Origin of the sequence: Bradyrhizobium erythrophlei (genome assembly GCF_042430365.1) — a bacterium.
Lineage (GTDB): Bacteria > Pseudomonadota > Alphaproteobacteria > Rhizobiales > Xanthobacteraceae > Bradyrhizobium > Bradyrhizobium erythrophlei.
Window position 1 is genome coordinate 58,164 of the sequence record NZ_JBHMET010000235.1, and the last position, 23,569, is coordinate 81,732.

16 protein-coding genes and 1 tRNA gene are annotated in these 23,569 nt (G+C 61.6%); 10 read left to right on the forward strand and 7 right to left on the reverse strand.

Going from position 1 to position 23,569, the window contains the following annotated elements; genetic code table 11:
• Both ACFFWD_RS36285 and ACFFWD_RS36290 read right to left on the reverse strand, forming a co-directional pair.
• Positions 1–507, reverse strand: coding sequence for an efflux RND transporter periplasmic adaptor subunit (locus tag ACFFWD_RS36285; protein WP_474796837.1), 507 nt, complete (start codon positions 505–507; stop codon positions 1–3).
• Between the two features lie 311 nt (positions 508–818).
• Positions 819–1,775 (reverse strand): quinone oxidoreductase family protein, encoded by a 957-nt coding sequence (locus tag ACFFWD_RS36290; protein WP_376973859.1) that lies wholly within the window; start codon positions 1,773–1,775, stop codon positions 819–821.
• A gap of 47 nt (positions 1,776–1,822) precedes the next feature.
• Between ACFFWD_RS36290 and ACFFWD_RS36295 the strand changes: the two genes are divergently transcribed.
• From ACFFWD_RS36295 to ACFFWD_RS36310, 4 genes are all read left to right on the forward strand, one after another.
• Positions 1,823–2,731 (forward strand): LysR family transcriptional regulator, encoded by a 909-nt coding sequence (locus tag ACFFWD_RS36295; protein WP_376973861.1) that lies wholly within the window; start codon positions 1,823–1,825, stop codon positions 2,729–2,731.
• Between the two features lie 139 nt (positions 2,732–2,870).
• Complete coding sequence (locus tag ACFFWD_RS36300) at positions 2,871–4,106, forward strand: acyl-CoA dehydrogenase family protein (RefSeq protein ID WP_376973864.1); 1,236 nt, start codon at positions 2,871–2,873, stop codon at positions 4,104–4,106.
• Positions 4,107–4,387: 281 nt separating this feature from the next.
• Positions 4,388–5,935 (forward strand): L,D-transpeptidase, encoded by a 1,548-nt coding sequence (locus tag ACFFWD_RS36305; protein ID WP_376973866.1) that lies wholly within the window; start codon positions 4,388–4,390, stop codon positions 5,933–5,935.
• 147 nt (positions 5,936–6,082) lie between these two features.
• Entirely contained in the window at positions 6,083–7,282 is a 1,200-nt protein-coding gene (locus ACFFWD_RS36310) for an adenylate/guanylate cyclase domain-containing protein (protein WP_376973868.1), read from the forward strand.
• Positions 7,283–7,390: 108 nt separating this feature from the next.
• Here ACFFWD_RS36310 and ACFFWD_RS36315 read toward each other — a convergent pair whose 3' ends face one another.
• Positions 7,391–7,588, reverse strand: coding sequence for a hypothetical protein (locus ACFFWD_RS36315; RefSeq protein ID WP_376973870.1), 198 nt, complete (start codon positions 7,586–7,588; stop codon positions 7,391–7,393).
• A gap of 421 nt (positions 7,589–8,009) precedes the next feature.
• Between ACFFWD_RS36315 and ACFFWD_RS36320 the strand changes: the two genes are divergently transcribed.
• Positions 8,010–9,395, forward strand: a complete 1,386-nt coding sequence (locus ACFFWD_RS36320; protein ID WP_376973872.1) for a patatin-like phospholipase family protein — start codon at positions 8,010–8,012, stop codon at positions 9,393–9,395.
• A 55-nt stretch (positions 9,396–9,450) separates the two neighbouring features.
• Here ACFFWD_RS36320 and ACFFWD_RS36325 read toward each other — a convergent pair whose 3' ends face one another.
• On the reverse strand, positions 9,451–12,804 hold the full coding sequence (locus tag ACFFWD_RS36325) for an AAA family ATPase (protein WP_376973874.1): 3,354 nt from the start codon (positions 12,802–12,804) through the stop codon (positions 9,451–9,453).
• A 553-nt stretch (positions 12,805–13,357) separates the two neighbouring features.
• On the opposite strand from ACFFWD_RS36325, the gene ACFFWD_RS36330 reads away from it, so the two are divergent.
• The gene (locus ACFFWD_RS36330) at positions 13,358–14,149 is read left to right on the forward strand and encodes an adenylate/guanylate cyclase domain-containing protein (RefSeq protein WP_376973876.1); all 792 of its coding nucleotides are present in this window, start codon (positions 13,358–13,360) and stop codon (positions 14,147–14,149) included.
• 298 nt (positions 14,150–14,447) lie between these two features.
• Here ACFFWD_RS36330 and ACFFWD_RS36335 read toward each other — a convergent pair whose 3' ends face one another.
• Positions 14,448–15,596, reverse strand: a complete 1,149-nt coding sequence (locus ACFFWD_RS36335; RefSeq protein ID WP_376973878.1) for an alkane 1-monooxygenase — start codon at positions 15,594–15,596, stop codon at positions 14,448–14,450.
• 174 nt (positions 15,597–15,770) lie between these two features.
• Here ACFFWD_RS36335 and ACFFWD_RS36340 point away from each other — a divergent pair, with 174 nt between their 5' ends.
• Positions 15,771–16,781 carry a helix-turn-helix domain-containing protein gene (locus ACFFWD_RS36340; RefSeq protein WP_376973880.1) on the forward strand — a complete coding sequence of 337 codons (1,011 nt, stop codon included), beginning with the start codon at positions 15,771–15,773 and terminating at the stop codon, positions 16,779–16,781.
• Positions 16,782–17,047: 266 nt separating this feature from the next.
• On the opposite strand, the gene ACFFWD_RS36345 is transcribed toward ACFFWD_RS36340, so the two are convergent.
• Positions 17,048–20,140: an ATP-binding protein gene (locus ACFFWD_RS36345; protein ID WP_376973882.1), complete on the reverse strand. Its 3,093-nt coding sequence runs from the start codon at positions 20,138–20,140 to the stop codon at positions 17,048–17,050.
• A 141-nt stretch (positions 20,141–20,281) separates the two neighbouring features.
• Here ACFFWD_RS36345 and ACFFWD_RS36350 point away from each other — a divergent pair, with 141 nt between their 5' ends.
• The 3 genes from ACFFWD_RS36350 (at position 20,282) to ACFFWD_RS36360 (ending at position 23,020) form a co-directional block, all read left to right on the forward strand.
• On the forward strand, positions 20,282–20,791 hold the full coding sequence (locus ACFFWD_RS36350) for a hypothetical protein (RefSeq protein ID WP_376973884.1): 510 nt from the start codon (positions 20,282–20,284) through the stop codon (positions 20,789–20,791).
• Positions 20,792–20,838: 47 nt separating this feature from the next.
• Entirely contained in the window at positions 20,839–21,567 is a 729-nt protein-coding gene (locus ACFFWD_RS36355) for a sulfite exporter TauE/SafE family protein (protein WP_376973886.1), read from the forward strand.
• Positions 21,568–22,030: 463 nt separating this feature from the next.
• Positions 22,031–23,020, forward strand: a complete 990-nt coding sequence (locus ACFFWD_RS36360; RefSeq protein WP_376973888.1) for a dienelactone hydrolase family protein — start codon at positions 22,031–22,033, stop codon at positions 23,018–23,020.
• A 254-nt stretch (positions 23,021–23,274) separates the two neighbouring features.
• On the opposite strand, the gene ACFFWD_RS36365 is transcribed toward ACFFWD_RS36360, so the two are convergent.
• A tRNA-Ile gene (locus tag ACFFWD_RS36365) sits at positions 23,275–23,350 on the reverse strand.
• Between the last annotated feature and the right edge of the window lie 219 nt (positions 23,351–23,569).

Below are 23,569 nucleotides of genomic sequence, written 5' to 3' on the forward strand. Positions count from 1 at the left end.
TCACAAATCCATTCTCAGAACCCGAGGCGGATGCCGAAGGCACGCCTCGCGTTCTGGGTATTGACAACCCCGATGATGAGGCGCTGGCCGCTCGACAAGCGGGCCTTCCAGCAGTTCTGCCCCATTGTCGTCGGTCGCGCCGAGTTTGACGGCAATCGGCCTGGGTTGCCCGTCATCGCCGACCAGCCAGACCGTAGCGGATGCCTTGACGGATGCTGCTTCGGCCTGACCCCGGCGCGCAGATTGTGCACCGGTCTCCATGGGCTTGAAACGCAGTGCCTGGCCGGGAATCTTGAGCACGGCGCCGGTATCATTGACCACGATCCGAAGTTGCGCGGTCATTCCCGGCAGCAGCAGGAGGTCCGGATTCGGTGCGGCGACGATCGTGGTGTAGGTGACGACGTTCTGCACGACCTCCGGCGACTTGCGGATCTGCAAGACCCGTCCTGCGAATGTGCGATCCGGAAAGGCGTCCACCGTAAACACGGCCGTCTGTCCCACCTTCAACTGCCCGACGACATCTGTTAGTGATCATGCGCCCGCGGGACGTCGTCGCTCCTCACCAACACCGAAAGGGCCGGAATCGTCCCGCACGATCCGGATTGTTCGGATTACCCCTCCCGAAACCGATCACGCGAAGTCCACTCACGACGACAGGGCGATCACCGATGGCCGGGTGGGCCGAGGAGCCCGATCATGCATGGAACCGAGCGGAATATCTGACGTTCTTTCCGCGACTGAGCAGCGCCGTCGCCCCGCTCCAGCGGAGCGCCAAGGCGTTTCGCTTGCGCGGCTGAAGGCCATCGCATCCCTTGCGCTCATGGCCGCAGCAGAAATGATCCGACCGTTGCGCCGCGCTCGAGTTGCGCTTGGGCGTGCGCCGCCTCGGCGAGCGGAAACTCGGCGCCGATCTTGATCTTGAGACCTCGTCCGAGCTGTTCGAACAGGGCCGCGGTGGCGCGGGCGTAGGATTTGGGATCGTTGGCATAGGCAAAGCTGCTTGGCCGTGCCAGCGCGAGCGAGCGGCGCGGTCCCAATTCGCCGAGAGTGACGGCCGGCAGTGATCCGCTGGCCTGGCCGATGCTGATGACCGTTCCGAACGGCTTCATCGCATCGAGCGTGCGCGTCAGCGTCTCTCCGCCAACGCCGTCATAGGCGATGTCGACGCCGGCGCCGTCGGTCAGGCGGCGGACTTCGGCGACGAAATCGGTTTCGCGATAGAGGATCGCGTGATCAAGACCGTAGCTCCGACCGAGTTCTGCCTTGTCGCGCGATCCGGCCGTGCCGATCACGGTTGCGCCGAGGTGCTTCGCCCACTGCGTCAGGATCAATCCGAGCCCGCCCGCCGCGGCATGCACGAGCAGCACCATGCCCTGGCGGATCGGGCATACGCGATCGAGCAACATGTGCGCGGTGATGCCGCGCAGCATCGCGGCCGCCGCGGTTCGATCGTCGATGCCGTCGGGAATGCGCACCAGCCGGCTCGCCGCTATGTTGCGGGCCTCCGCGTAGCCGCCGAGCGGAAGGCCCGCATAGGCGACGCGGTCGCCGCTGCGCAGCGTCGTGACGTCGGCGCCCACGGATTCCACCACGCCGGCGCCTTCGATCCCGAGCACGGCAGGCATTCCGGGGACGGGGTAAAGGCCCGTGCGTTGGTAGATGTCGACGAAATTGACCCCGATCGCGGCCTGGCGCAGCCGCACTTCGTTGGCGGCCGGCGCCGGAAGTTCGGCGCGGACCGGCTTGAGGACGTCGACGCCGCCGGGCGCGGTCATGGCAATGCTGAGGTCATTGGTGATCTCCTTGTGGCGAGATCGACGCTATGGCCGGCACCTGTGCGCGAAAATTGCTTATCGGCGCGCAGCTTCTGTGCAAAAATTCGCACATGGATTGGGACGACCTACGTTTCTTTGCCGAGCTGGTGCGCCAGGGCAATCTCTCGGCGACGGCGCGGCGGCTGCGCGCCGATCATTCGACGGTCGCGCGGCGCATCAACAGTCTGGAGCGAGCGCTCAAGATAAAGCTCTTCGATCGTCTGCCACGCGGTTACGTATTGACGGCGGAAGGCGAACGCATCGCCGAGCGCGTGGGCGCGCTTGAGGACGCCGTATTCTCCATTCAGCGCCTGGAAGGCGGAGAAGCTGAAATCGAGGGGCGGGTGAGGATCAGCGCGCCACCCGCCTTCGCAAGTCTCTGGCTGGTCCCGCGCCTCGCTGGGCTGCGGCGGAATCACCCAGGCCTCGTCCTTGATGTCGTCGGCGCCACTGCTGCGGCCAGCCTCGTGCGCCGGGAGGCCGACATTGCGTTGCGGCTGTTACGCCCCGAGGATAGCGCCCTGAAGGCCCGGAGCCTCGGTCGTCTCCGATACGGAATTTACGGCGCGCGCGCCTATCTCGACGAGGTCGGTGAGGAGGACAGGGTCTTTCTCGCCTATGACGAAGAGCTCGATGCCTCGCCGCAGCAGCGCTGGCTGCGCAAGTTCGCGCAAGGACAGCCCATTGCGATGCTCTCCAACGATCTGGTGTCGCTGATTTCGGCGACGCGGGCAGGGATGGGACTCGCCGCATTGCCTCACCTCCTTGTGGAGGAGGACAAGGCACTGCGCTGCGTGGCCGAGAGCGAGGAAGCCACGCGCGATTTGTGGCTCGTCTATCATCCCGACATCGGCCGCTCGGCCCGTATCCGCGCGGTGATCGACCATCTTGTCGCTGTGACCGAGCCGCTGCGGTAGGCCGCCATACGTTGTCATCGGGACGGTTCTGCGCATCTGCGCGCACGAACTGTGCAAAAACACGCAATTCTCCTCGGTAAGCCCGTCATGCATTGGTCGGGAAGGGCAAATGCCCTGTCGCGAAGGAGGATTATTCGACATGGCTGATGTCTCGTTTTCAGAACGTAACGCCGCTGGGGAATACTGGCTATTGCCGGAAGTGCTGCACGGCAAGGACGAATCCGATCCGACCGATTTCCTTGGTCTCGATTTGCTGCTGTCTCCGGCCGAACGCCATGAGCGTGATCTCGTGCGGCAGTTCGTCGAAAATGAACTGAAGCCCCATACCCGCGAGTGGTTCAGGACCAAGCCGCCGTTGCGTGAACTGGCGCAGCTGTTCGGTCGGCACCGGATGTTCGGCAGATTGGTCGGGCCGGCCGCGCAAACTCCGCCGGCAGTCGTATTCGGCTTGCAGATGCTTGAGCTCGAAGCCGGCGACACGGCCTTTCGCCAGCTGGTGTCGACCCAGGACAATCTCGTGATGTTCGCGCTTGCGGAGTACGGCTCGCCGGAGCAACGCGCCGAATGGCTGCCGCGACTGGCCACGGGCGAGGCCGTCGGCTGTTTCGCGATGACCGAGCCCGATGCCGGCAGCGACGTCGCCGGCATGCGGACGGTGGCGCGCCGCGACGGCCGCGACTGGGTGCTGAACGGCCGCAAGCGCTGGATCACCAACGGCGTCGATGCGGATGTCGCGATCGTCTGGGCCAAGACCGAGGAGGGCATCCGCGGCTTCGTCGTTCCCACCAGGATCAGGGGCTTCAGCGCCGTCGATATTGCCGACAAGGTGTCGATGCGCCACTCGTCCTCGACGGAGCTCGGCTTCTCCGACGTTCGTTTGCCGGAGACGGCGTTGCTGCCGCTTGCGTCAGGTCCGCGCGCGCCACTCTCCTGCACAAGCGAAGCGCGCTATGGCATTTTGTGGGGCGCGGCCGGTGCTGCGCGCGACTGCTTCCATGCCGCGCTCCGGCGTTCGCTCGAGCGGACCCAGTTCGGACGTCCGCTGGCGGCGTTCCAGCTAACGCAACAGCGCCTCGCCGTGATGTGCGCCAAGGTCTGTCACGCCACGATGCTTGCGATTCACCTCGGGCGCCTCAGAGAGCAGGGGCGCGCAACCGCCGCGCAGCTCAGCCTCGGCAAGCTCCAGAACGTCCAGATCGGCCTCGAGGTCGCGCGCGAGGCGCGCGCTCTGCACGGTGGCGACGGCATCACCATGGCGTTCTCGCCGGTGCGCCACATGCTCAATCTCGAGGCGGTCTCGACCTACGAGGGCACGCATGAAATCCATACGTTGGCCGTCGGACGCGCGCTCACCGGGATCGACGCGTTCCGTTGACAAATCTGGTGCAATCCAGCGCGTGACCCCGTCACCGGCGGATTTTGTCGGCGATATCCGATAGCGATCCCCTGTTCATCGGCCCTGCGTCAATTTCTGCTGCGCGCCACCCTTCCGCCTCGGCGGCCCGTCATATATGAGAGATGTCTCACCGGAACGTGCCGATAATGCCAGGAGCGAATTGGTGACGTCGATGATGGCGGCGATTTGTTAATCCAAAGGTCGCAATCTGACATCTGATCGACGAAAAAGCGCGGACAGGGAGTCATCCGGTGCAGGGCATGGCAAATCCACTCACGACGGCGCAACCCACCGTGGCGATGCGGCGTTGGGGGCCTCCCGCCATTGTGACGCTCGCGGCGATGGCCGCGCTAACGGCGCTGACCGCCGGCGCCGCGGCGCGAGAGGCGCGCCCCGCGCCGCCGACCGAGGCTGTGGCGCCGCGCGAGGCCGGCGATCCGATCATGGCGATCGTGTCGATCAAGACCCAGCAGGTCACGTTCTACGACGCTGAGGGCTGGATCCTGCGTGCGCCGGTGTCGACCGGCGTCAAGGGACGCGAGACGCCGGCCGGCGTCTTCGCCGTGATCGAGAAGGACAAGGACCACCACTCGACCCTCTATGACGATGCCTGGATGCCGAACATGCAACGGATCACCTGGAACGGCATCGCGCTGCACGGCGGGCCGCTGCCCGGCTATGCGGCCTCGCACGGCTGCGTGCGGATGCCCTACGGCTTCGCGGAGGATCTGTTCGACAAGACCCAGATCGGGATGCGGGTGATCATCGCGCCGAACGACGCGGCGCCGGTCGCGTTTTCCCACCCCGCGCTGTTCGTGCCGAACAAGGAGGCCATCGCGTCTGCCCCGGCGCGTGCCGAGACGCTCGCCCGCGAGGCCGCGGAGGCCGCGAAGACGGCCGACGAGGCGAAGAAGGCCGCGGTGACGGCGGCGCGCGAGGCCGCATCGCTCACAGCGTCGCTGCGCAAGCTGGAACAGCTCAAGGCCCGCGCCGACGCCGAACTCGCATACGCCGACAAGGCGCTCGCCGCCGCAAAGACGGAGCAAGCCAGGGCGCGGGCCGAGGAGCTGAGGCAGAAAGCCGCGTCCAAGGCTGCGGAGGCGGGAACCCAGCTCGACACCGCCAAGGCCAATGCGAAGTCGAAGCTCGACGTCGCCGCTGCAAAGGATGCCGCCAAGGCAGCCGGCACCAGGAAGGCCGACACCGCCAAGGCGGCGAGCGAGGCGAAGCTCGCGCTCGAGCCAGTCTCGGTCTACATCAGCCGCGCGACGCAGAAGCTTTACGTGCGGCGCAACACGCGCAAGCCGCTGCCGGACGGGGGCGAGATGTTCGATTCGAGCATCGAGGTTCCGGTCACGATCCGCGATCCCGACAAGCCGATCGGCACCCATGTGTTCACGGCGCTGGCGCGCAACGATCAGGGCCTGCGCTGGAGCGTCGTCACGATCGACAACGGCGACGACGCCAAGGCCGCGCTCGACCGCATCACCATCCCGCAGGATGTGCTCGATCGCATCGCGCCGACCGCATTGCCGCGATCCTCGATCATCGTCTCGGACGAGCCGCTGAGCCGCGAGACCAACTATCGCACTGAGTTCGTCGCGGTGCTGAACAACCAGCCCCAGGGCGGTTTCGTGACGCGCCGGCCGACCGCCGATGTCACGGTTGCAAGCCGCGACGGCTGGGGCGAGGACGGCTTCGGCTCGTTTTTCCAGCCCAATTGGGGCTTCCAACCCGTCAATCCGCCGCCTCCGCCTCGGCGTAGCCGCCAGATCTATCCTCAGGTCCAGCCGGGCTGGGGGTGGTGAGAGGCGGCACGCGGCGCGGGCTATCGCTGTGTTCCCCCGACAATCCGAGGCGCACAGTCAGATTGCAGCTAATGGCGTTGACGCCGTCGCGTGGGACCACGACATATCCTGCACCGTCGGATCCGGCTCGCCGCCCAGGAGCAAGACATGAACACGCCGTCAAGCACCGATTCCGTCACTGTGCAGTCCGACAGCGACGTTGTGCGCTGGCTGACAAACGACACGCGCGATGAGCGCTTTATCGACAATATATTTGCTGAGCTGTGCGTCCGGCTCCAGCGAGCAGGCATTCCGGTCAAGCGGGCGACGCTTCATCTCCTGATCTACCATCCGCAATGGCTCGGTGCCCGGATCATGTGGTCCGATGGGATGCGCGAGGCCGAGATTGCGACTGTTGACTACGACGTCAGGGGGCGATCCGAATACATTGGCAGTCCGGCGAACGAGATCCATGACGGTGCCGGCGAGGTGCGCGAGAATCTCGAGCGCGAGCGCGCGCTGGGCCGCAAGCACGCCGTCTATGACGAGATGCGGGCGAAGGGCCTGACCGACTATGTGGCGTGGCCGATGTACCATACGCTCGGCAAGCGGCATCTCGTGACCTTCGCAACCGACCGGCCGGGCGGTTTCACGGAGGCGCACATCGCCGGCCTGTTGAGCCTGTTGCCGGTTCTGGCGCTGGTCAGCGAAATCCGCATGAAGAACAGGCTCGCGCGAACGCTGCTCGAAACCTATGTCGGGTCGCATGCCGGCGAGCTCATCCTCGCCGGCGCGACAAGGCGCGGAAGCGGGACGACGGTCCACGCCGCCATCATGATCTGCGATCTGCGCGATTTCACCCGGATCTCCGACAACTGGCCGCGCGATGACGTCATCGATCTCCTGAACAGCTATTTCGATGCGATGTCGGAGCCGGTTGCGCGACACGGCGGGGAGATCCTGAAGTTCATCGGCGATGGTCTGCTCGCCATCTTTCCGCTCAGCAAGCCTCAGGCCTGCGCAAATCTGCTCCGTGCCGTGACGGAGGCCCGTCAGGCCATGATTGCCCTGAACCAAAAGAACCGCGAAACCGGCCGCGCGCCGCTCAATTACGGCATCGGCATCCATGTCGGAGACGTTATGTACGGCAACATCGGGTCGCGCACCCGGCTCGACTTCACGGTGATCGGCCCCGCGGTCAACATGGCGTCGCGTCTCGAAACCCTCACCAAGCAATTGGGCAGGACGGTGCTGCTGTCCCGCGCGTTCGCCGACCTCGTCAAGGACGATTTCGAGCTCGAACGCGTCGGCGAATTTCCGGTGCGCGGGTTCAGCGACCCGATCGAGCTGTTTGCGTATCACGGCTGAGGATCGATCGGTCGGCCCGGTCAGGCCGGAAACTGCAACAACACATGAAGCGCAGCGTGGCAGCCTTCGCCGCATCGCGAGCGAAGGCACCAGTGCCCCATGCCAGTGCTAGCGTACTGTCTGTAGCGGTTCACCCGGCGCCCGATCGAGCGGCGGATGAGGCCTGGCCAGGCCAATCGTGCCAGCCGGGACATCGTTGCTGACGGCGCGGGTATCGACGTGCTTAAGCGTGGCAACTGTCGCGGCCACGATCGCAACGGCGACGGCGGCCGCGAACAGGATCAACGCAGTCCGGTGGCTGTCCATCGACATGCCCTCCTGCCGCAAGGCGATAACGCAACGCAAGCCTAACGGGTTCCGGCACGGAAATCGGGTGACGAAACAGCGACTGCCGGCTTCACGCAAAGCTTTGGTTTCTAGAGCATGATCCCGAAAAGTGTGAAGCGGTTTTCCGAAAAGATCATGCTTAAACGAGAAGCTAATGCGCGATGACGATTCAACCTGATCTCATCGCGCCAGGCGCGCGTACGGCATCGCGCACGCGAGCAACACAGATGCAATTTTTGTGTCTCCGGGTTGAGTCAGTGGTGCTGCCATATTTGACGCTATGCAACCTGAGCGCTTACGCCAGTGCTTCACAATCGTTTCAAAAGAAACTAACTTGTCGCTCTTTTCGGAATTTCAAAGTTGATTGGAGCGTATTCGATACTGCGTAAGGAGTATTCAAATGCCAACCAACGGAAAGCCGCGTAGAGCGATCACGCTTGGAGGTGGTGGGCCGGCAGCGGGGCTGCACATCGGGGTACTTGAAGCGTTTGCCAACGCCGATCCACCAATAAGGTTCGACGTGTGGTCATTGTCCTGCATTGGTGCCTGGGTCGGCATCGTCTACAACCAATCTGAGAAGCCTAGCGACAAAGAAAAAGTCAAAGAAACATATGAGTTCTTCAAGAATGGCGTGTTCCGAGATGACGAAGGCTACAAACGATTCCCGATAAACACCGTGTTCGGGCCGGATTGGCGCAGAAATATAGATGCTTTCAATCAATTCGTGAGTGACTCCGGCAACTACCGGGAGTTTATGTGGCAGCCCTACAAGATGTTCGATTATGTCCAGCAATCGATGCAGATTGTGTTTGACCAGATGCCCCAGGGCAAAGAGAAGTCCTTCAAGAAATTGGATGAAGGAGATCTCAATCGCTGGATACTCAATCAGGTGATGGCTCCAAATCCCTTCGTCCGTTACCTGACATCCATGATGTACCTGTCCAGCGTCAACGGCCTCTCAAGAATCAATTACCCGGACAGTGACTTCATGAAGAAAATCAAGTTCGAGCAACTATACCCACCCAGGGAGAAGCCGTTCATCTTTCACAACGCGTGGAATCTTCGCGACCACGAACTCACGTTCTTCGCAAACCACAAGATGGACATCGCGAACAAGGCCGACGAAAGCATCAAGAAGAGCTATGGCGGTCCGATCACGGCAGAATCTCTATGCGCGTGTTCGGCGCTTCCCTTCATCGAAGAAACCGTGCAGATCAACGGGGCGACCTATTGCGAGGGGGCTCTGGTCGACACGGTCAATTTCGAGGGCCTGCTGCAACTCCAGAAGCAGCTCGGGTACAAGCTCGATGAAATATGGATAAGTCGCATCGTCGATTCCAAGCAAATCCGCAAGCCGAAAAATCTGCACGATGCGCTGGCAAATCTGTGCCAATTGTTTGCAGCCTCGGTTGGCGAAGATGACGTCAGGCTGTTCAAATATCACGTCCGATATGATGGACGGAATCCGAAAGGCAACAGCGTTACGAAACGTGAAAGCGCGAAGGCTGAAAAATCCGACGCTCAGGGTTCAAGCAATCTGTGGAACGGCACAGTCGTCGAGATTCACGTGCCCGGGCACATCAATTTCAAGTGGAATCACAGCAACCTGGATAACGGGCGAAAGCTGGGGCGAGCAGCCGCGGAACAAGCGATAAAGAGCTATGACAAGGAAAAGAGCAAACCTCATCCGGGGGAGCCGCTCTTTATCAACGAAAGACCGGAGCAAGATGCCGAATGGCGACGGATACGAGACGAATATCATAGGCTGAAGGAAGCGCTCGCTTAGAGCTGGAGCATGATCCGGAAAGCGTGTAGCGACGGCTTTCGGCGCGTCGCGCCGGTCATTGCAATCGATCGAGCAAAGCTTTTGCCTGCTTGAGATCCTGCGTCTCAAAGCCTTCGGTGAACCAGCCGTATGTGGGCGCGAGCACCTTGAGCGCTTCTTCGCGCCGGTCCTGCTCCATCCACAGCGCGGCAAGGTCGATTGCTGCTCGAAGTTCGAGGATTTTGGCGTGCTGGCTTCTTGCCGTCCCTAAGGCCTTTTGCAGCAATTCGATGCCAGCATCCGGCAAGCCGCGGATGATCAGCGCGCGCGCCTTCAGCCGGTACAACTCGGCCTCGAATATCCGTTCGCTGTTGCGGCTGGTTGTCACAAGACCCTGCTCGATAAGTGCCAGCGCAGCGTCGTATTCATGGCTGAGTAGCAAGGCCGGGCACAACAGCACATAGAGCGCCGTGATGCCCAGCTGGTAACCCGCCCCACGATATTCATCCATCGCAGCCCGGATCTCCCCGACTGCGCTGGATGAAGGGTCAAGCAACGTCACGCATATGCCCTGGATGGCTTTCGCCAATCCGTGCCATTGACGGAAGCCGTGCTCCTCCGACAAGACGCGACAGCGATCGGCATAGCGTTGTGCAGTCGCTGTCTCGCCGCGAAGCGCATGAAGAACGGAAGCATAGTAGCAGGCATACGCTTGCGAATGAGGATGCTTTATGGCGTCGGCGCGTTGAACGGAGGCGTCAATGCGCGTGATTGCCGCATCAACATGACCGAGCAGCCAGAGAATCCATGACATCAGTGCAAGGTCGGCCACTCCGGCATCCTGACCGGCCGCGCGGGCGGCCAATCTCTCGTCCTCACGGCTGGCCTCGAATTCGGCGACCGCACGCTCGATGGCTTCGCGGGCATCGGTGAGACGCCCCATGAAAAGCCGAATCATCGACTGACCGCGGGTCGCATTGAGCAGCGCCGGTCGATCACCGCGCGCCTCGGTGAGCTGAAGCAACGCCGCGACCGTTTCCTGGGCGACCGGCAACTCGCCGCGAATGACACTTGCGGTGGCCAGCCAGAACACGATCTGCAATTGCTCGGCGGGATCCCCGAGGCGCTTGCACAGCTCGCGCGCACGAGCGAAGGTCGCCACGGCCTTGTTGGAGGCCGGCCCCTGGGTCGCGATCAGGCAGGGTCCCAGCGCGAATTGAAAATCGAGCTCCATCCTGTCCTTTTGCGTACCGTCGGCCAGGTGGACTGAAGCCTCGATACCCCGCTCCAGGTGTGCGATGGCTTCGAGGTTGGCCGAACGCATGGCGGCATTCCTGCCGGCCTGCAGCCAATATCCGACCGCCTTTTCGAACACTCCGGCCTCGGTGAGATGTCCCGCGACGGTTTCGGGTTGAGTCTCCACGATTTCCGGAAACCGCTGCTCGAAGGCGTCGGCAATCGTGGCGTGCAGTCCTGCGCGGCGGCTTTTCAGCAGTCCCGAGTAGGCAGCATCCCGCACCAGCGCGTGTTTGAAGGTATAGACCGATCGGGGTATCTCCCCTCGGCAAAATACCAGCTCCGATCGAACCAACTGGGCAAGTGCTTCCTCAAGTCTCTCCGCAGGTAGCCCGGCAACGATGCTCAGCAGCTCGTAGGAGAACTCGCGACCGACCACCGCGCCGATCTGTGCGACCTCCCTCACCGGCGCCAGTCGATCGAGCCTCGCCATGAGAGACGCGTGCAATGTCGTCGGAATCGCCATCGAGGGCAGTGGACGACTGAGGACGTAGTGATTGTCGCGCTCGTCCAGCAGCCCGGTCTCGAGCACCGTCTTGGTCAGTTCCTCGACGAAGAGCGGCACGCCATCGGTGCGGGCGAGGATCTGGTCCATGACCTCTTCGGGGAGCGTCTTGCCGGCCGTGACACGCTCGATCAGTGCCGCACCGTTGCGTCGGTTCAGGCGCGTGAGCGAAACGGTCGTCACATGCGCATGACCTGGCCAAGGCGGCTTGAACTCCGGCCGTGCGGTGACGAGGATCAGCACGCGAAGCTGCGGTACCCTTTCCAAGGTCAGCGTGAGCAGCTCAAGCGAGGTCGGATCCGCCCAATGAGCATCCTCAAAGATGTTGAACACTGGTTGCTGCGCAGCGAGAGCATTCAACTGGGTCAAAAATGCCGCAAGCGTCACCTCCTTGCGCTTCTGGGGGCTCAGCTCCGGGACACGGTAGTGATCGCTGAGCGGCAGTGAGAGAAGGTTCGCCAGCGGTGGTACAACCTCGTTCGCATCAGCGCCGGACTTGACGAGCAAGGCCTCGAGCTTGGCGAATTTCGCTGCCGCCGAGTCGGTTCGCTCAAACCGGGCAGCCCGTTCGAGTTGGCGAATGTATGGATAGAGTGCGCTATTGGTGTGGTGTGCCGAGCAGAAATGACGCACCGTGATGTGTGGCCCGGTCTCTTTGAGCCTTTCCTGGAGCGCCAGGGCAATGTGCGACTTTCCGATACCCGGCTCTCCGGTCAACACCACAACGCTGCCCTCGCCGTGCGTGGCCTTGTCCCAACGACGCAACAGCAGATCGATCTCCTCGTCGCGCCCGATCGGCGGCGTCAATCGGGTCTTGTGCTGCGCTTCGAAGCGGCTTTCCACGCCGCTCGTCGCCAACACCTCCCAGGCCGGTAGCGGTTCCGCCCATCCCTTGATGATGGCCGGGCCGACATTGCGGTATTCGAATTGCCCCTCGGTAAGTCGACGGGTACTCTCACAGATGAGAACTGTACCGGGCAGGGCGAGCGCCTGCAGGCGCGCAGCCAAATTCGGCGTCTCACCAATCACTTCCTGCTCCTTGGCAGCGCCTTCGCCGATCAGGTCGCCGACCACGACCATTCCGGTCGCGATGCCAACGCGAACCTGAAGTGTGGTGCCGATATCTGTCTTCAGGTTCGCGACGGCATCTACCAACAGAAGCCCCGCACGTATCGCCTGCTCGGCATCATCTTCGTGTGCCCGAGGAAATCCGAAATAGGCGAGGACGCCGTCCCCCATATAGCGGGCGATGACGCCCTCACTTTTAGTGATGATCTCGGCGATGCAAGCGTGGTAGGCGCCGATGACCGCGCGCAAATCCTCCGGATCGAGGCGTACCGAAAGCGCCGACGAGCCCACCAGATCGCAAAACATCACCGTGAGTTGACGGCGCTCGGCGCCCTCTCGCGATACTGGGTTGCTTCCTATCTGGATTGTTGGAGGAGGGGCCCCTTTAAGTTCAGCGATCGCGCGCAGCATCTTGCGCCGATGTCCGAGCAGGACGCCAAGGTCCTTGAGGTCCTGCTCCGTAAGATCGCCGAGGACCGAAAGGTCAATGGCGTTCTCGACGAACCGCCCCGCATACTCACTCAAGCCGATCGATGCTAGCCATTCCCGAATAGCTGACATGGCGAACCTTTGGCTCAGGCTCGCGACACTACCACGTCTGGACGACATGCGAAGGCCAATCAGTCCGCCGAGCCCCGGTCGACTTCCGCTTGCTCGCACGGCCCGAGCACAGTCGGTCGCTGGCGGCTGCGCGAGTGATAAGCCCGCCAAAATCCGCGATTGAGGCATGGCCCTAATTTGCTTTGCCGGCCGTTGAGATAGAAATGCACGATAGAGGGCGTTTCTGGTGTGGAGCACTGCCGGGTCCGGCTGGCAGCATTCAAGGTCCCGCGCTTCTACGCCCTCGTGGATGACTTCCCTCGAACAGTCTCGAATGAGATCGAGAAGCGTACCCTCATCGCCGGAGTTGCAGATCTGCGTGCCGGTGCTTGGGATGCAGAAGGAGAACGCCCCTAGGAGCCTGTGGTCCGGCATGGTTTGGCCCAAACAGCCTCCGCTGTCGGACGTGATGCGGAAATCGTCTGCTCAGGGTGAGCTGTTGCCAATGCAGGAATGTATGACTACGCTTGACCCTAGGTAGGCCCCAAACAGTCTTTTGAACGGCCGCACGTTCATGCCCAAGTTCCTTCGCATCGGAGTCCACCAGTCAAACGTTTCCGGATACACGTCAAAGGCATGGTGTGTTCGACGGGTTGGCTCCGCGGTTTTGCTCAAATGGGGCGCCGTGGAGGTCCATGGTGCCGGAGATGGGCGAAAGGTTTACTGGACGCTTCCACCGAGGGTGAAAACAATTCGCTGCGGCACGGCGCAGCGTGCCAAGGACTATGCAAAAGCCGCGATCGCGCGGCGACGCAACCATCGCTATGAACCGTTGGCGGGTAGTATTGCGACCCGGCGCCGATCCGCCGGTAGCGCCGAGCTCGAACAAGCGCTCGCCACGATCCTCTTTGTCGATATTGTCCGGTCCACCGAAAAAGCCGCGCGGCTCGGCGATTCGCGTTGGTCACAGGTGATGAGTCACTATTACGCCGCCGTCCGCAGGGAGCTGAAGACCTTGCGCGGAAAGGAGGTCGTGACGACGGGGGACGGACTGCTCGCGACGTTCAAGGCGCCGGATGCCGGGGTCCGTTGCGCGACCGCGATCCGCGAGGCCGTGCGCACGCTGGGGCTGGAGATCAGGGTGGGCCTGCATGCGGGCGAATACAAGGTGAGCGGGGCCGAGGTGGTAGGTCTCGCGTTTCACATCGGCGCGCGCGTCGCCGCGAAAGCGCGGGCCGGCGAAGTCCTGGTCTCGAGCGCGGTCAAGGATCTGATGTCGCAGTCTGGGATCCGCTTCAAGGATCGCGGCATTCACCAACTCAAGGGCGTGCCGGAGCGATGGCGCCTGTACCGGGTCGAACATTGAGGTGTCCTGCAAGAGTGGACACCGGTTTTGCGATCGGTTCGTTGCTGTGACCGCAGATGGCGAGAGCCCGCTTGGCGAACGGCTAGGCGTACAGACTGACGCCGGAGCTGCACCCGCGCGATGACGCGCATCGTTGACCGTGGCGTACGCATCACTCGCTGTTCATCGCGGAGCCGCTATTTGGCGAAGCAACATTGCTAGAGCATGATCCGGAAAAGTGTGAAGCGGTTTTCCGAAAAGATCATGCTCAAACAAGAAGCTAAAGCGCGATGACGATTCAACCTAATCTCGTCGCGCTTTAGGTTTCATTGCGCGGTCGATCGCCCACATTCAGCTTGCTGATGTCACCGCCGGCCCAGGCCAGTGTTTTCGGGTCCATCACGCGGAACCAGAGTGGCGGGATCGCCGCGAGCCCGAACATGCCCGTGTAACCGTTCGGCAACCGCGGGATATCGTCGAAATCGCGCAATGACTGGTAGGGGCGCATCGGGTTGGCGTGGTGATCGGAATGACGTTGCAGGTGGAACGTCATCAGGTTCGAGACGATATGGTTGGTGTTCCAGGAGTGGCGGGGCTCGACCGGCTGATAGCGGTCGTTCGGCAGCTTCTCGCGCAGCAGCCCATAGTGCTCAACGTAGTTCGCCTGGGTCAGCGCGTACCAGCCGAGGAAATGATGGGCGAGGATGAAGGGGGCGACCTTCCAGCCGAACACGGCAATCAGCACGGCCGCGACGACGAGGGTGAGCGCAAAGCCCTGCAGGATCTCGTTATTGACTGACCAAACGCGCTCGCCGCGCTTGGTCAGCCGTTCGGCTTCATTGCGCCAGCCGCGCTTGAACGCACCGGGCAGCTCGCGCAAGGCGAACGCATAGATCGATTCGCCAAAGCGTGCGCTGGCGGGATCCTCGGGGGTCGCCACCCAGGTATGATGGCCGCGATTATGCTCGATGCGGAAGTGGGCGTAACCCACCGAATTGTTGGCGAGCGTGCCAAAGACGGTGTTGAGCCGGTCCGCCTTGTGGCCGAGCTCATGCCCGATCAGCAGTGCGCCGCCATCGATGGTGCCGACGCCGAGCAGCAACGCAATGTAGGACCACCACGGCAGATCCTGCGTGCCGAAGAAGGCAATCAGGGCAATGTAGTTGATCCACGGAAATACCACGGTGATACGCGCAAGCCGCAGGTAGTAAGGATCGGCCTCCATGGCGGCGACGACTTCGGCCGGCGGATTGTGCGTGTCTTCGCCGATCAGGACATCGAGCAGCGGGATCAGGACGAAGATGAAGACAAAGGGAATGAGCGTCACCACCGGATTCTGCGTCCTGAGATAGAGCCAGTAGGACAGCAGGGGGACCAGCGGCGGAATGAACGAGAGCATCCACAGATAGCGTTTGCCATCCCGGTAGGTGATCGTTTCGCCAGCAGCATTCGTGCCCGTGAAGATCATCGCATTCCTCCAGCGTCGCTTTTCGAGGCGGCGTTTGCCGCAGTTTTGCTGAGCATGCCGTGAGGCCGGCCTGCGCCGCCAGTTCACAACAGGCCAAATTTGTGGCATTTTGCGCCAAGTCTTTTGCGACAGGTTTGTTCGGCTCGACGTTCGCGAGGGGAGGCGACCGACGCAATGCAGGGATCGGAATCGGATGCCCATCGCGCGCCGGTGTCCGCGAGCTATGCGCGGGCGCTGGTACGGGCATTTGGCAAGACGCGCGGCGAGCGCGACGAGTTGCTGAAGGGCACGGGAATCCAGCAGCAGGCTCTCGACCAGTCGGGAGCCCATATGCCGGTGTCCTCGCTCGTGGTCCTGGCAGCCAACATTACCCGCCGGCATGGCGAGCTATGGCCCTTGTCGGCCGCAGCGGTCTGGTCGACATCGCTGCAGGGGGCGCTCGACGTGGCGACCAGAACGGCGCCGACCATCGAAGGTGCGTTGACCATCGGTGCCCGCTTCGGGTCGACCCGCGCGCCATTCATTCGCAACCGGCTGCGCAGAACCCCGCGCTCGATCCAGATTGAAATCTCTCCCGCCGTCGCCATGGATGACGCGCTCTGGCGCGCCGTGGCGCTGGCGGTCAGCCTCAATGTGCATGCGGTGTACTCGCAGTTGCTCGAGGATTCGATTGAACAGGCGACGCTGGAATTTCCCTGGCCGCCGCCCGCGGGCGCGGAGCGGTTGACGCCGCATTATTCCTGCGGGGTCAAATTCAACGCTGCCGCCTTCATCTTCGACGTGCCGAAGGAGCTTTGCGGGCGGCCTTCACCGTTTGCCGATCCGGAGTTGCACGCCAAGGCCATCGAAGCCCTGGAGGCGATCGAGAAGCCTCGGTCGGACACTGCGGCGCTGGCGCGGATCGTCGAGAGCCTGATTGCGGCGCGCCTGCCGCAGCGCCTCGGCGAGGAGGAAGCCGCGCGCCTCGTCGGCACCTCGCGGCGGACGCTGGTGCGGCGGCTGGCCGAAACCGGCAGCCCGTTCCGGCCGCTGCTCGACGGAGTACTGCGGGAGCGCGCGCGGATAATGCTTGCGGCGGGCACGCAGTCGCGCGACGAGATGGCGGCTGCGCTTGGCTACGCAGATGCGACCAGCTTTAGTCGAGCCTGTCGGCGCTGGTTCGGTGACAAGAGCCTGTCGAGCTAGCACATCGGGGCTTGTTCGGCGGTCGCTCGAGGTCTCAAGAATGGCTCATGCGAAGGATTGGATGAGGTATCGTAGGTTTGGTTGGTGCGGGAAAATCCTTGGTTCATCGAGGTCCGCCTTGGGCCAAAGCAGACATCAAGTGCGGATGATTCGTGTGCACTTTGGATGCGGAGCCGAAGTTCGCTTTGGCGGTACTTCGCGACGCACAACCCCGCTGGCCGGTGTCGAGGACGTCATTCTCAAACGCGTTCGGCAAGCCCCGTCGGCTAAGCGGGCCGCGAAGGCAGCGAGGTCATCGCTTCCAGTTGCGCTGTTCGCGTTGCTAACACAGCGAGCAAGCTCTTGTGCAGCCGATCCTCGGGTTCGAAATTTTGCGCGAGCCTTCGGACGGTCTCGACAAATCGCAAGCGATACGTCACCGCCCTGTCGACGTCTCCGTACTTCGCGAAGATCTCGGCGGCCGTGCGGTACACCCGCCAAGAAGCAATCGGGAAGTCGGCACTGTCGACGATCTCCAGCGCGCGGGACAGGTGCAACTGAGCCTCCGCTGAATCGCCCAAGGCAAGCGCAGTACGCGCGAGCAGTCCGTGGGCCTGGGCCAGGTGATTGAGATCTGGAGCCGTTGCCACATAGTCGTGGAGCTGGCGTGCACAGCTCTGAGCCTGCTTAAAGTCGTCAACCTGCAAGTAATATTCGGCGAGGCAATGATACACCTGCGTCGCGGCGGTAAATTCGATGTCGATGCCTTCTTCATGCCTGCGGCGCTCAATATCGTCAAATTGCCTGCGAGCTCCCGACGGATCGTTCAGGCCGACATAGGCCTTCGCAAGGACGGCCCGCTTGTGGAAGTACGTCGACTGATCGCCGACCAGCAGACTATCGTCGACGCTTTCGCAGAGCTCCCGGGCTCCATCAAAATCCATCGCTTCGACGTGCAACCACGCAAGCGTCAGCCGGCACAATGCGCTGCTGGGGCCGTTCGCGTTCCTGACGGCCAGTTCGAGGCCGGCCGTGATTTCACGTCGCAATTCGCGCCATTCGCCCAGATGAATGAGCGCGATTGATTCAAGAACGTTGAACAGAACAAAAGTGTAAACGTCGCCAGCTAAACGCGCCAAGCGCTTTCCTTCCGTGCCGGCGCGGCGGCACTCCTGGTACCGCGACCTCCAGCAATCAACGATACCGGATATTCCATTGCGCCTGATCAAGATGCCATAATTCGTGGCATTCGCACTCAGCTCGATCGCCCTGTCGCAGAGCGTGGCGTCCTGATTGCGCCAGCCGTTGAGGAACAGGTTGACGCTCGCGCTGCTGCCCTGGACCAGAGCCTTGAATGTGTCGTCCGCAAGCGCCTGGCTTCGCGACAGTACATCTTCAGCGGCCTCAAGGCAGGCGTGGCGATCCACGCGCAAGCAGAGACTGCTCACAGCCGTGAGGCCGTTGAGCTGTTGCCTGATCTCGCCCGCTTGTTCGGCGCAGGCAATCATGTCTCGCAGATCACGGATGGAGCCGACGAGGTCGCCGCACGAGCGAAGAGCCCAGCTTCGCTGCCGCAGAAGAGCGACGCGGGTTGAGAATTTGTCGGCAGCATCGAAACGATCAAGTATGCCAAGCGCGCGGGTGAGATAGCTTGCGGCCTCCGCATGGCCGAGGCGTTTCGTCGAGCTCTTTGCCGCCTCCCGGAGGTAGCGCAACGCGCTCGGAAAGTCGCGACCCTGCTCAAAGTGAAGTGCGAGCGCGGGCGCTATTTCAGGGGTGCGGCCGGCATAGGCCTCCTCCAGCCTCTTGCCCAAGCGCCTGTGCGTTTGTGCGCGGTGCCCGGGCGGCAGATTCTGGTAAATGATATTCTGATAGAGAATGTGGCGGAAAGAGTAGGAGCCCGAATATGTTCCATCGGGCCACTCGGAAACCCCCGAACGAACGAGGATTTGATCCTTCCGGATCGACGCTTCGATGTCCCTTTCAACGTCGATTGCATCGTCAGACAGGCCGGCCGCAACGAGGGCCGCAGAAAATTCTTCGCCGGCAACGCTGGCGACATCGAGCAGACGCCGCTCGTTATCGGTGAGGCGATCGAGCTCGTGGCCGATCATGTTCAGGAGGCTGTCTGGAATGCGATCTTGCGCAAATGCCGCCTGTGAAGACAGGCGCCATCTGCCGTCCATTTCGACTATCGACTCCTGGTCGATCAAGTGTTTGAGCAGCGAGGCAACAAACAAGGGATGCCCCAGCGTTCGCTCGAACACGGGCTTTGACAGGCTGGAGGCAAGTTCCTCGTCGTCGAAGCGCAATGCCAGGTAACGCTCGACCTCTGAACGCGACAATCGATCGAGGCGCAATTCGCTGCAGCATCCATGAATCTCAAGATCGCGGTGCAGGCGACGGATGGGATGCCCGCCGACGGAACTGTCGGCCGGACGATAGGAGCAGAGGACCAGCACGCGCGCCTTGCCGTTCCCGCGCGCGAAGCGGGACAGCACATCGAGTGTCGCGAAGTCGCTCCAATGCAGATCTTCGAGAACAAGGACCCAGGGGCGGCCGGTGCTTAGCGCTTCCAGAAGGTCGCAAAATTCGCGCAGCATCCGCTCGCGCGTCGCGCCGAACACTTCATCCTGGAAAGCCGCGCGTTCCGATGCGTCGATGACGCCTGGCAATTGCAGTATCCAGGTGGGTGCGTGCGCGCGAACTGCCGAAATCAATTCCGGACCGTTTGCGCGATAACGGTTCACCAGTGCATCGATGAGTGGAAGAAAGACTTCGTCCGTTCCGAATCGTTCAGTGCAGCGCCCATAGAGCTGATCGAAGCCCTGTTCCGTCAGCTGCTCGATCGCCTTGGCGATGAAGGCCGTCTTGCCAATCCCGGCCTCTCCTGTGACAAAAGCCATCTGCCGTTGGCCGGACAACACGTGCCGCGTCATCTGGTCGATCATCTCGAAGGGGGCTGTCCGGCCGACCACCAGGGTGGGGATTTCGGTCTTCAGAGGTACGACCGCGTTCTCGACCTCCCTGGGTGCTTCCCGCACCGTGCCGATAAAGCGGACGCCTTTGCGCGGTAAAGTCTTGATCAGCCGTTGCGCCTCGCCGGAATCGCCTATTCCCGTACGGGCTGCGTTGATGCGGGTGGTGAGCGCTGACTCCGAGATGATGCGCCCGCCCCAAATTGCACTGATCAGATCGTCCTTGGTCACCACCCGGGCGCGGTGGCGGATCAGATATTCGAGGAGGTCAAAAACCTGAGGCTGCAACGGAATCGTACGTCCGTCACGGCGCAATTCCCGCTGGTCGGTGTCGAGGACAAACTCGTCAAAAAGATACAGCAAAACAATGCCTTCGGAGGTGCGCGCGAGGCGGATATTCAACCGGTACGCCGGCCCGAAATCAAGCACACCCTTCAAAATCAAGGAAACGATAAGAACAAATTAAGCTCGCGTTAAAGCGTGGCGTGGCGTCCCGTTCGATACTTCCAGCCGTATCCAGTCACTACACAAGGTGTTCGTGTCATGCGCTCGGAAGAAAAGGCGCGGCGTCTCACTCGCGTGTTCTATGGGTTGTTGCTTCACAAGATGTTTCAGTCGATCACGGCATCCTCCGTACCATTATTTAACAGCAGAGCTTCAAACAGAAGCGATGCGTTATTTTCAGCGAATTCGTTTGTCGCCTCCACGAGTTCTTCTCGAAAAGAAGGCTGGTTTGGGCGCCTCCTTCAAGCGCTCCACCATTCGCGACGGCTGCAGGCAGAGCGCACCCTTCGACAGTATCGTCACCTGATCGACAATAGTGGCACCAGTTTGCCTCTCGGTCAGATGTTGGAGGACGTGACAATGTCGGTCAGTGAAAAATCGTCCGAACGCAAACTTCGGATTTCGGCACCGAGCGAGAATACGCTGCTGGCAACGATCGCCATCTGCTTTGTCATTTTGCACATCCTTGCAGCCACGATGTTGACTTCGACCCGCCAGAGCGATGCCGGGGCAGCGCCCGAGCCGCCCGGACTGTCGTCCGGGGACTAATCGCCAAGTCGCTATTCCAGGATTTTACCGACCGAAAGGGTTAGCTCATGGGCGACATTGCGTCGTTTTGCCTGCTCAGTGTCGCTGTGTTTTGCGGCGCTTTCGTCTCGGGCCTCGCGGGCTTTGCCTTTTCGGCGGTGGCCGGCGCGATTCTCCTTCACGTTCTCCCACCACCGGAGGCGGTCCCGCTGATGATGGCCTGCAGCATCACCGTGCAAGCCACGGGTCTTTGGGCCTTGAGAAAAAGCATCCGCTGGAAACAAAGCTCGGTACTGGTCGTCGGCGGATTGCTTGGCGTTCCGATCGCCGTGTGGTTGCTGCAAGCTGCAGACGCGCGGATCTTCAGAGAGAGCTTTGGTCTTGCCGTCGCCTGCTATGCGGCCTACACGTTATTCCGGCCGGTGCTTTCTCATCGCTTGCAGATGAATGCGGGACGTAATGCATTAATCGGCTTCAGCGGAGGCTTTGTCGGCGGGTTGACGGCAATGCCGGGTGCAATACCGACCATATGGTGTGACATCCACGGCGTGCCGAAAACCGAGCAGCGCGGAATGGTTCAACCCTTCATCGCCGCCATGCAGGTATTCGCACTTGTTCTTATGCTGATCCGAAGAGATCTGTCGACAAAGGTCCTAGTTTACTTCGCAGTCAGCATCCCGGCACTCCTCGCAGGAACGGCGCTCGGGATTTTTGTTTTTCGCTGCGTCAATGACGCGCTGTTCCGGCGAATTATTCTCAGCATCTTGCTGGTTTCAGGACTGTTGCTGGTGTTGTAGTTACGCCAGTCGCGCCTCCACTTACAATGGTAGCCATTAAATATGGCGAACAACGAGGTGAGTCGTTTCTGGTGCGGTAACCCGACGACCGTAGAAGTGACGGCTGGATAAGTAGTTGATTTATTGGTGGGCCCGACAGGACTCGAACCTGCAACCAGACCGTTATGAGCGGAGCAGGTTACCGCAAAAATCGAGCAAAATCAGTGATCGTCATTTCTGTTCATGCGCGTCCGTGCGCGTTTGTTTACGGGGTTTCTGGCGGATTTCTGTGGGGCAATAACTCCCGATTTGCTGAAGCCAGCATGTCTGCTCGACCAGTCAGCTTCCGCTCTCCGGACCATCCGGACTGACGGGCAGGCCAATTGCGAGTCGGCGAATAACCCATCTCGAACGTTCGACTTGGTCCGACAGGCCCATTCTTGTGCTAGAAAGGGCGTTCGGATTTCCTAGGCTGAGGTGTGTCTTGAGCGACGAGCGCGTGGAACCGGCGGCGGCGTTGGCGGCGGACGTCGCTACGGCTGATGAAGCGAATGCCGAGCCTGATTTGCTGGATATGGCTGCACGCACCGAGCTGCACTCAATTGAAACCTTGACTCTTTCGGATACGCAGTTTTTGCGCGGCGATACGAACGGAAAGGCAACGACGACCTCTGGCCAGCTCCGACTCGCTAAGAGCGCGGGTCGATTGCCGGTAATAGTCCTGCAGCATGGTTCCGCCGGTATGGCACCCAACGTCGAGATGTGGACGAGGGAGCTCAACAAAATCGGCGTTTCGACATTTGCGCTCGATGGCTTCACTGGACGTGGGCTCACCGATGTAAACACCGACCAAGCCCTGCTCGGCCGCCTCAATTTCATACTCGATATCTATCGCGCCCTCGATGTGCTGGCGAACCATCCGAGCGTCGATCCGGCACGCATCGCGCTGATGGGCTTTTCGCGTGGAGGCCAAGCCACCCTTTATGCGAGCCTCAAACGATTCCATCGATTGTGGAACAAGTCAGGCGTAGAGTTTGCGGCCTGCGTTCCATTCTACCCGGATTGCATGACGACGTTCGTTTCCGATACCGATGTCGTCGGTCGACCGATCCGTATCTTTGGCGGTACGCAGGATGACTATAACCCGATCGCCACCTGCAAAGCTTACGTCGAGCGGCTGCGAGCCGCAGGGGCGGATGTTGAACTGACTGAATATCCGAACGCCACGCACGCATTCGACAACCCGCTCGGCGCGCAACCGGCAATGCTGCAGCCTGGATTCCAGAGCGTGCGCAACTGCAAAATCCAAGAGGAGGCCGACGGGCTTCTCATAAACATCGACACCAAGCGGCCATTCGCCTACACGGACGCCTGCGTCGTTCACGGCGCGCACACCGGTCACGATCCGGTCGCCACCCGGGAAGCCAAACAGGCCGTCAAAGGACTCTTGAAAAAGGTGTTCCAACTCGACTGATCGACTGACGAGTGGATGTCGCCTTTTGGACCCCTAGCCGAACAACGCCTCGACGACTGCACTCACCGCTGCTCGCACAGATGCAGACTTGTCAGCGCGCCTCCGAGAACCTGCGAGCTTGCCGCGTGAACGGCCCCACGCTTCGCACAATCTCGTTCGCGTTCACGCATGTTCGTTGATTTTCGTGCCCGAATTTCTGTGGGAGGTTGAAGCTTCCAACCAATATCCGCATACGCAAGCCGTTGATTTCATTGTGGTGGGCCCGGCAGGACTCGAACCTGCAACCAGACCGTTATGAGCGGCCGGCTCTAACCATTGAGCTACAGGCCCCGCCGCCTGCGGGCCGCTTGCTGCGGCCGGCAACGGTGCCGGGACCGTTTACAGGGTGGGCGGCGTTCCGGCAATGGCGTCATCGGAGGGCTGCCGGGGGCCTCCGTGTTTGCCAAGCCTGCTGTGGACGACCGGGCCCGCGGGCCATGGCGACTTCGCAGATACCATGAGGCGGTGAGCATGTCCTTTCCGATAGGTTTGGGTTTCCAACACTCGAAC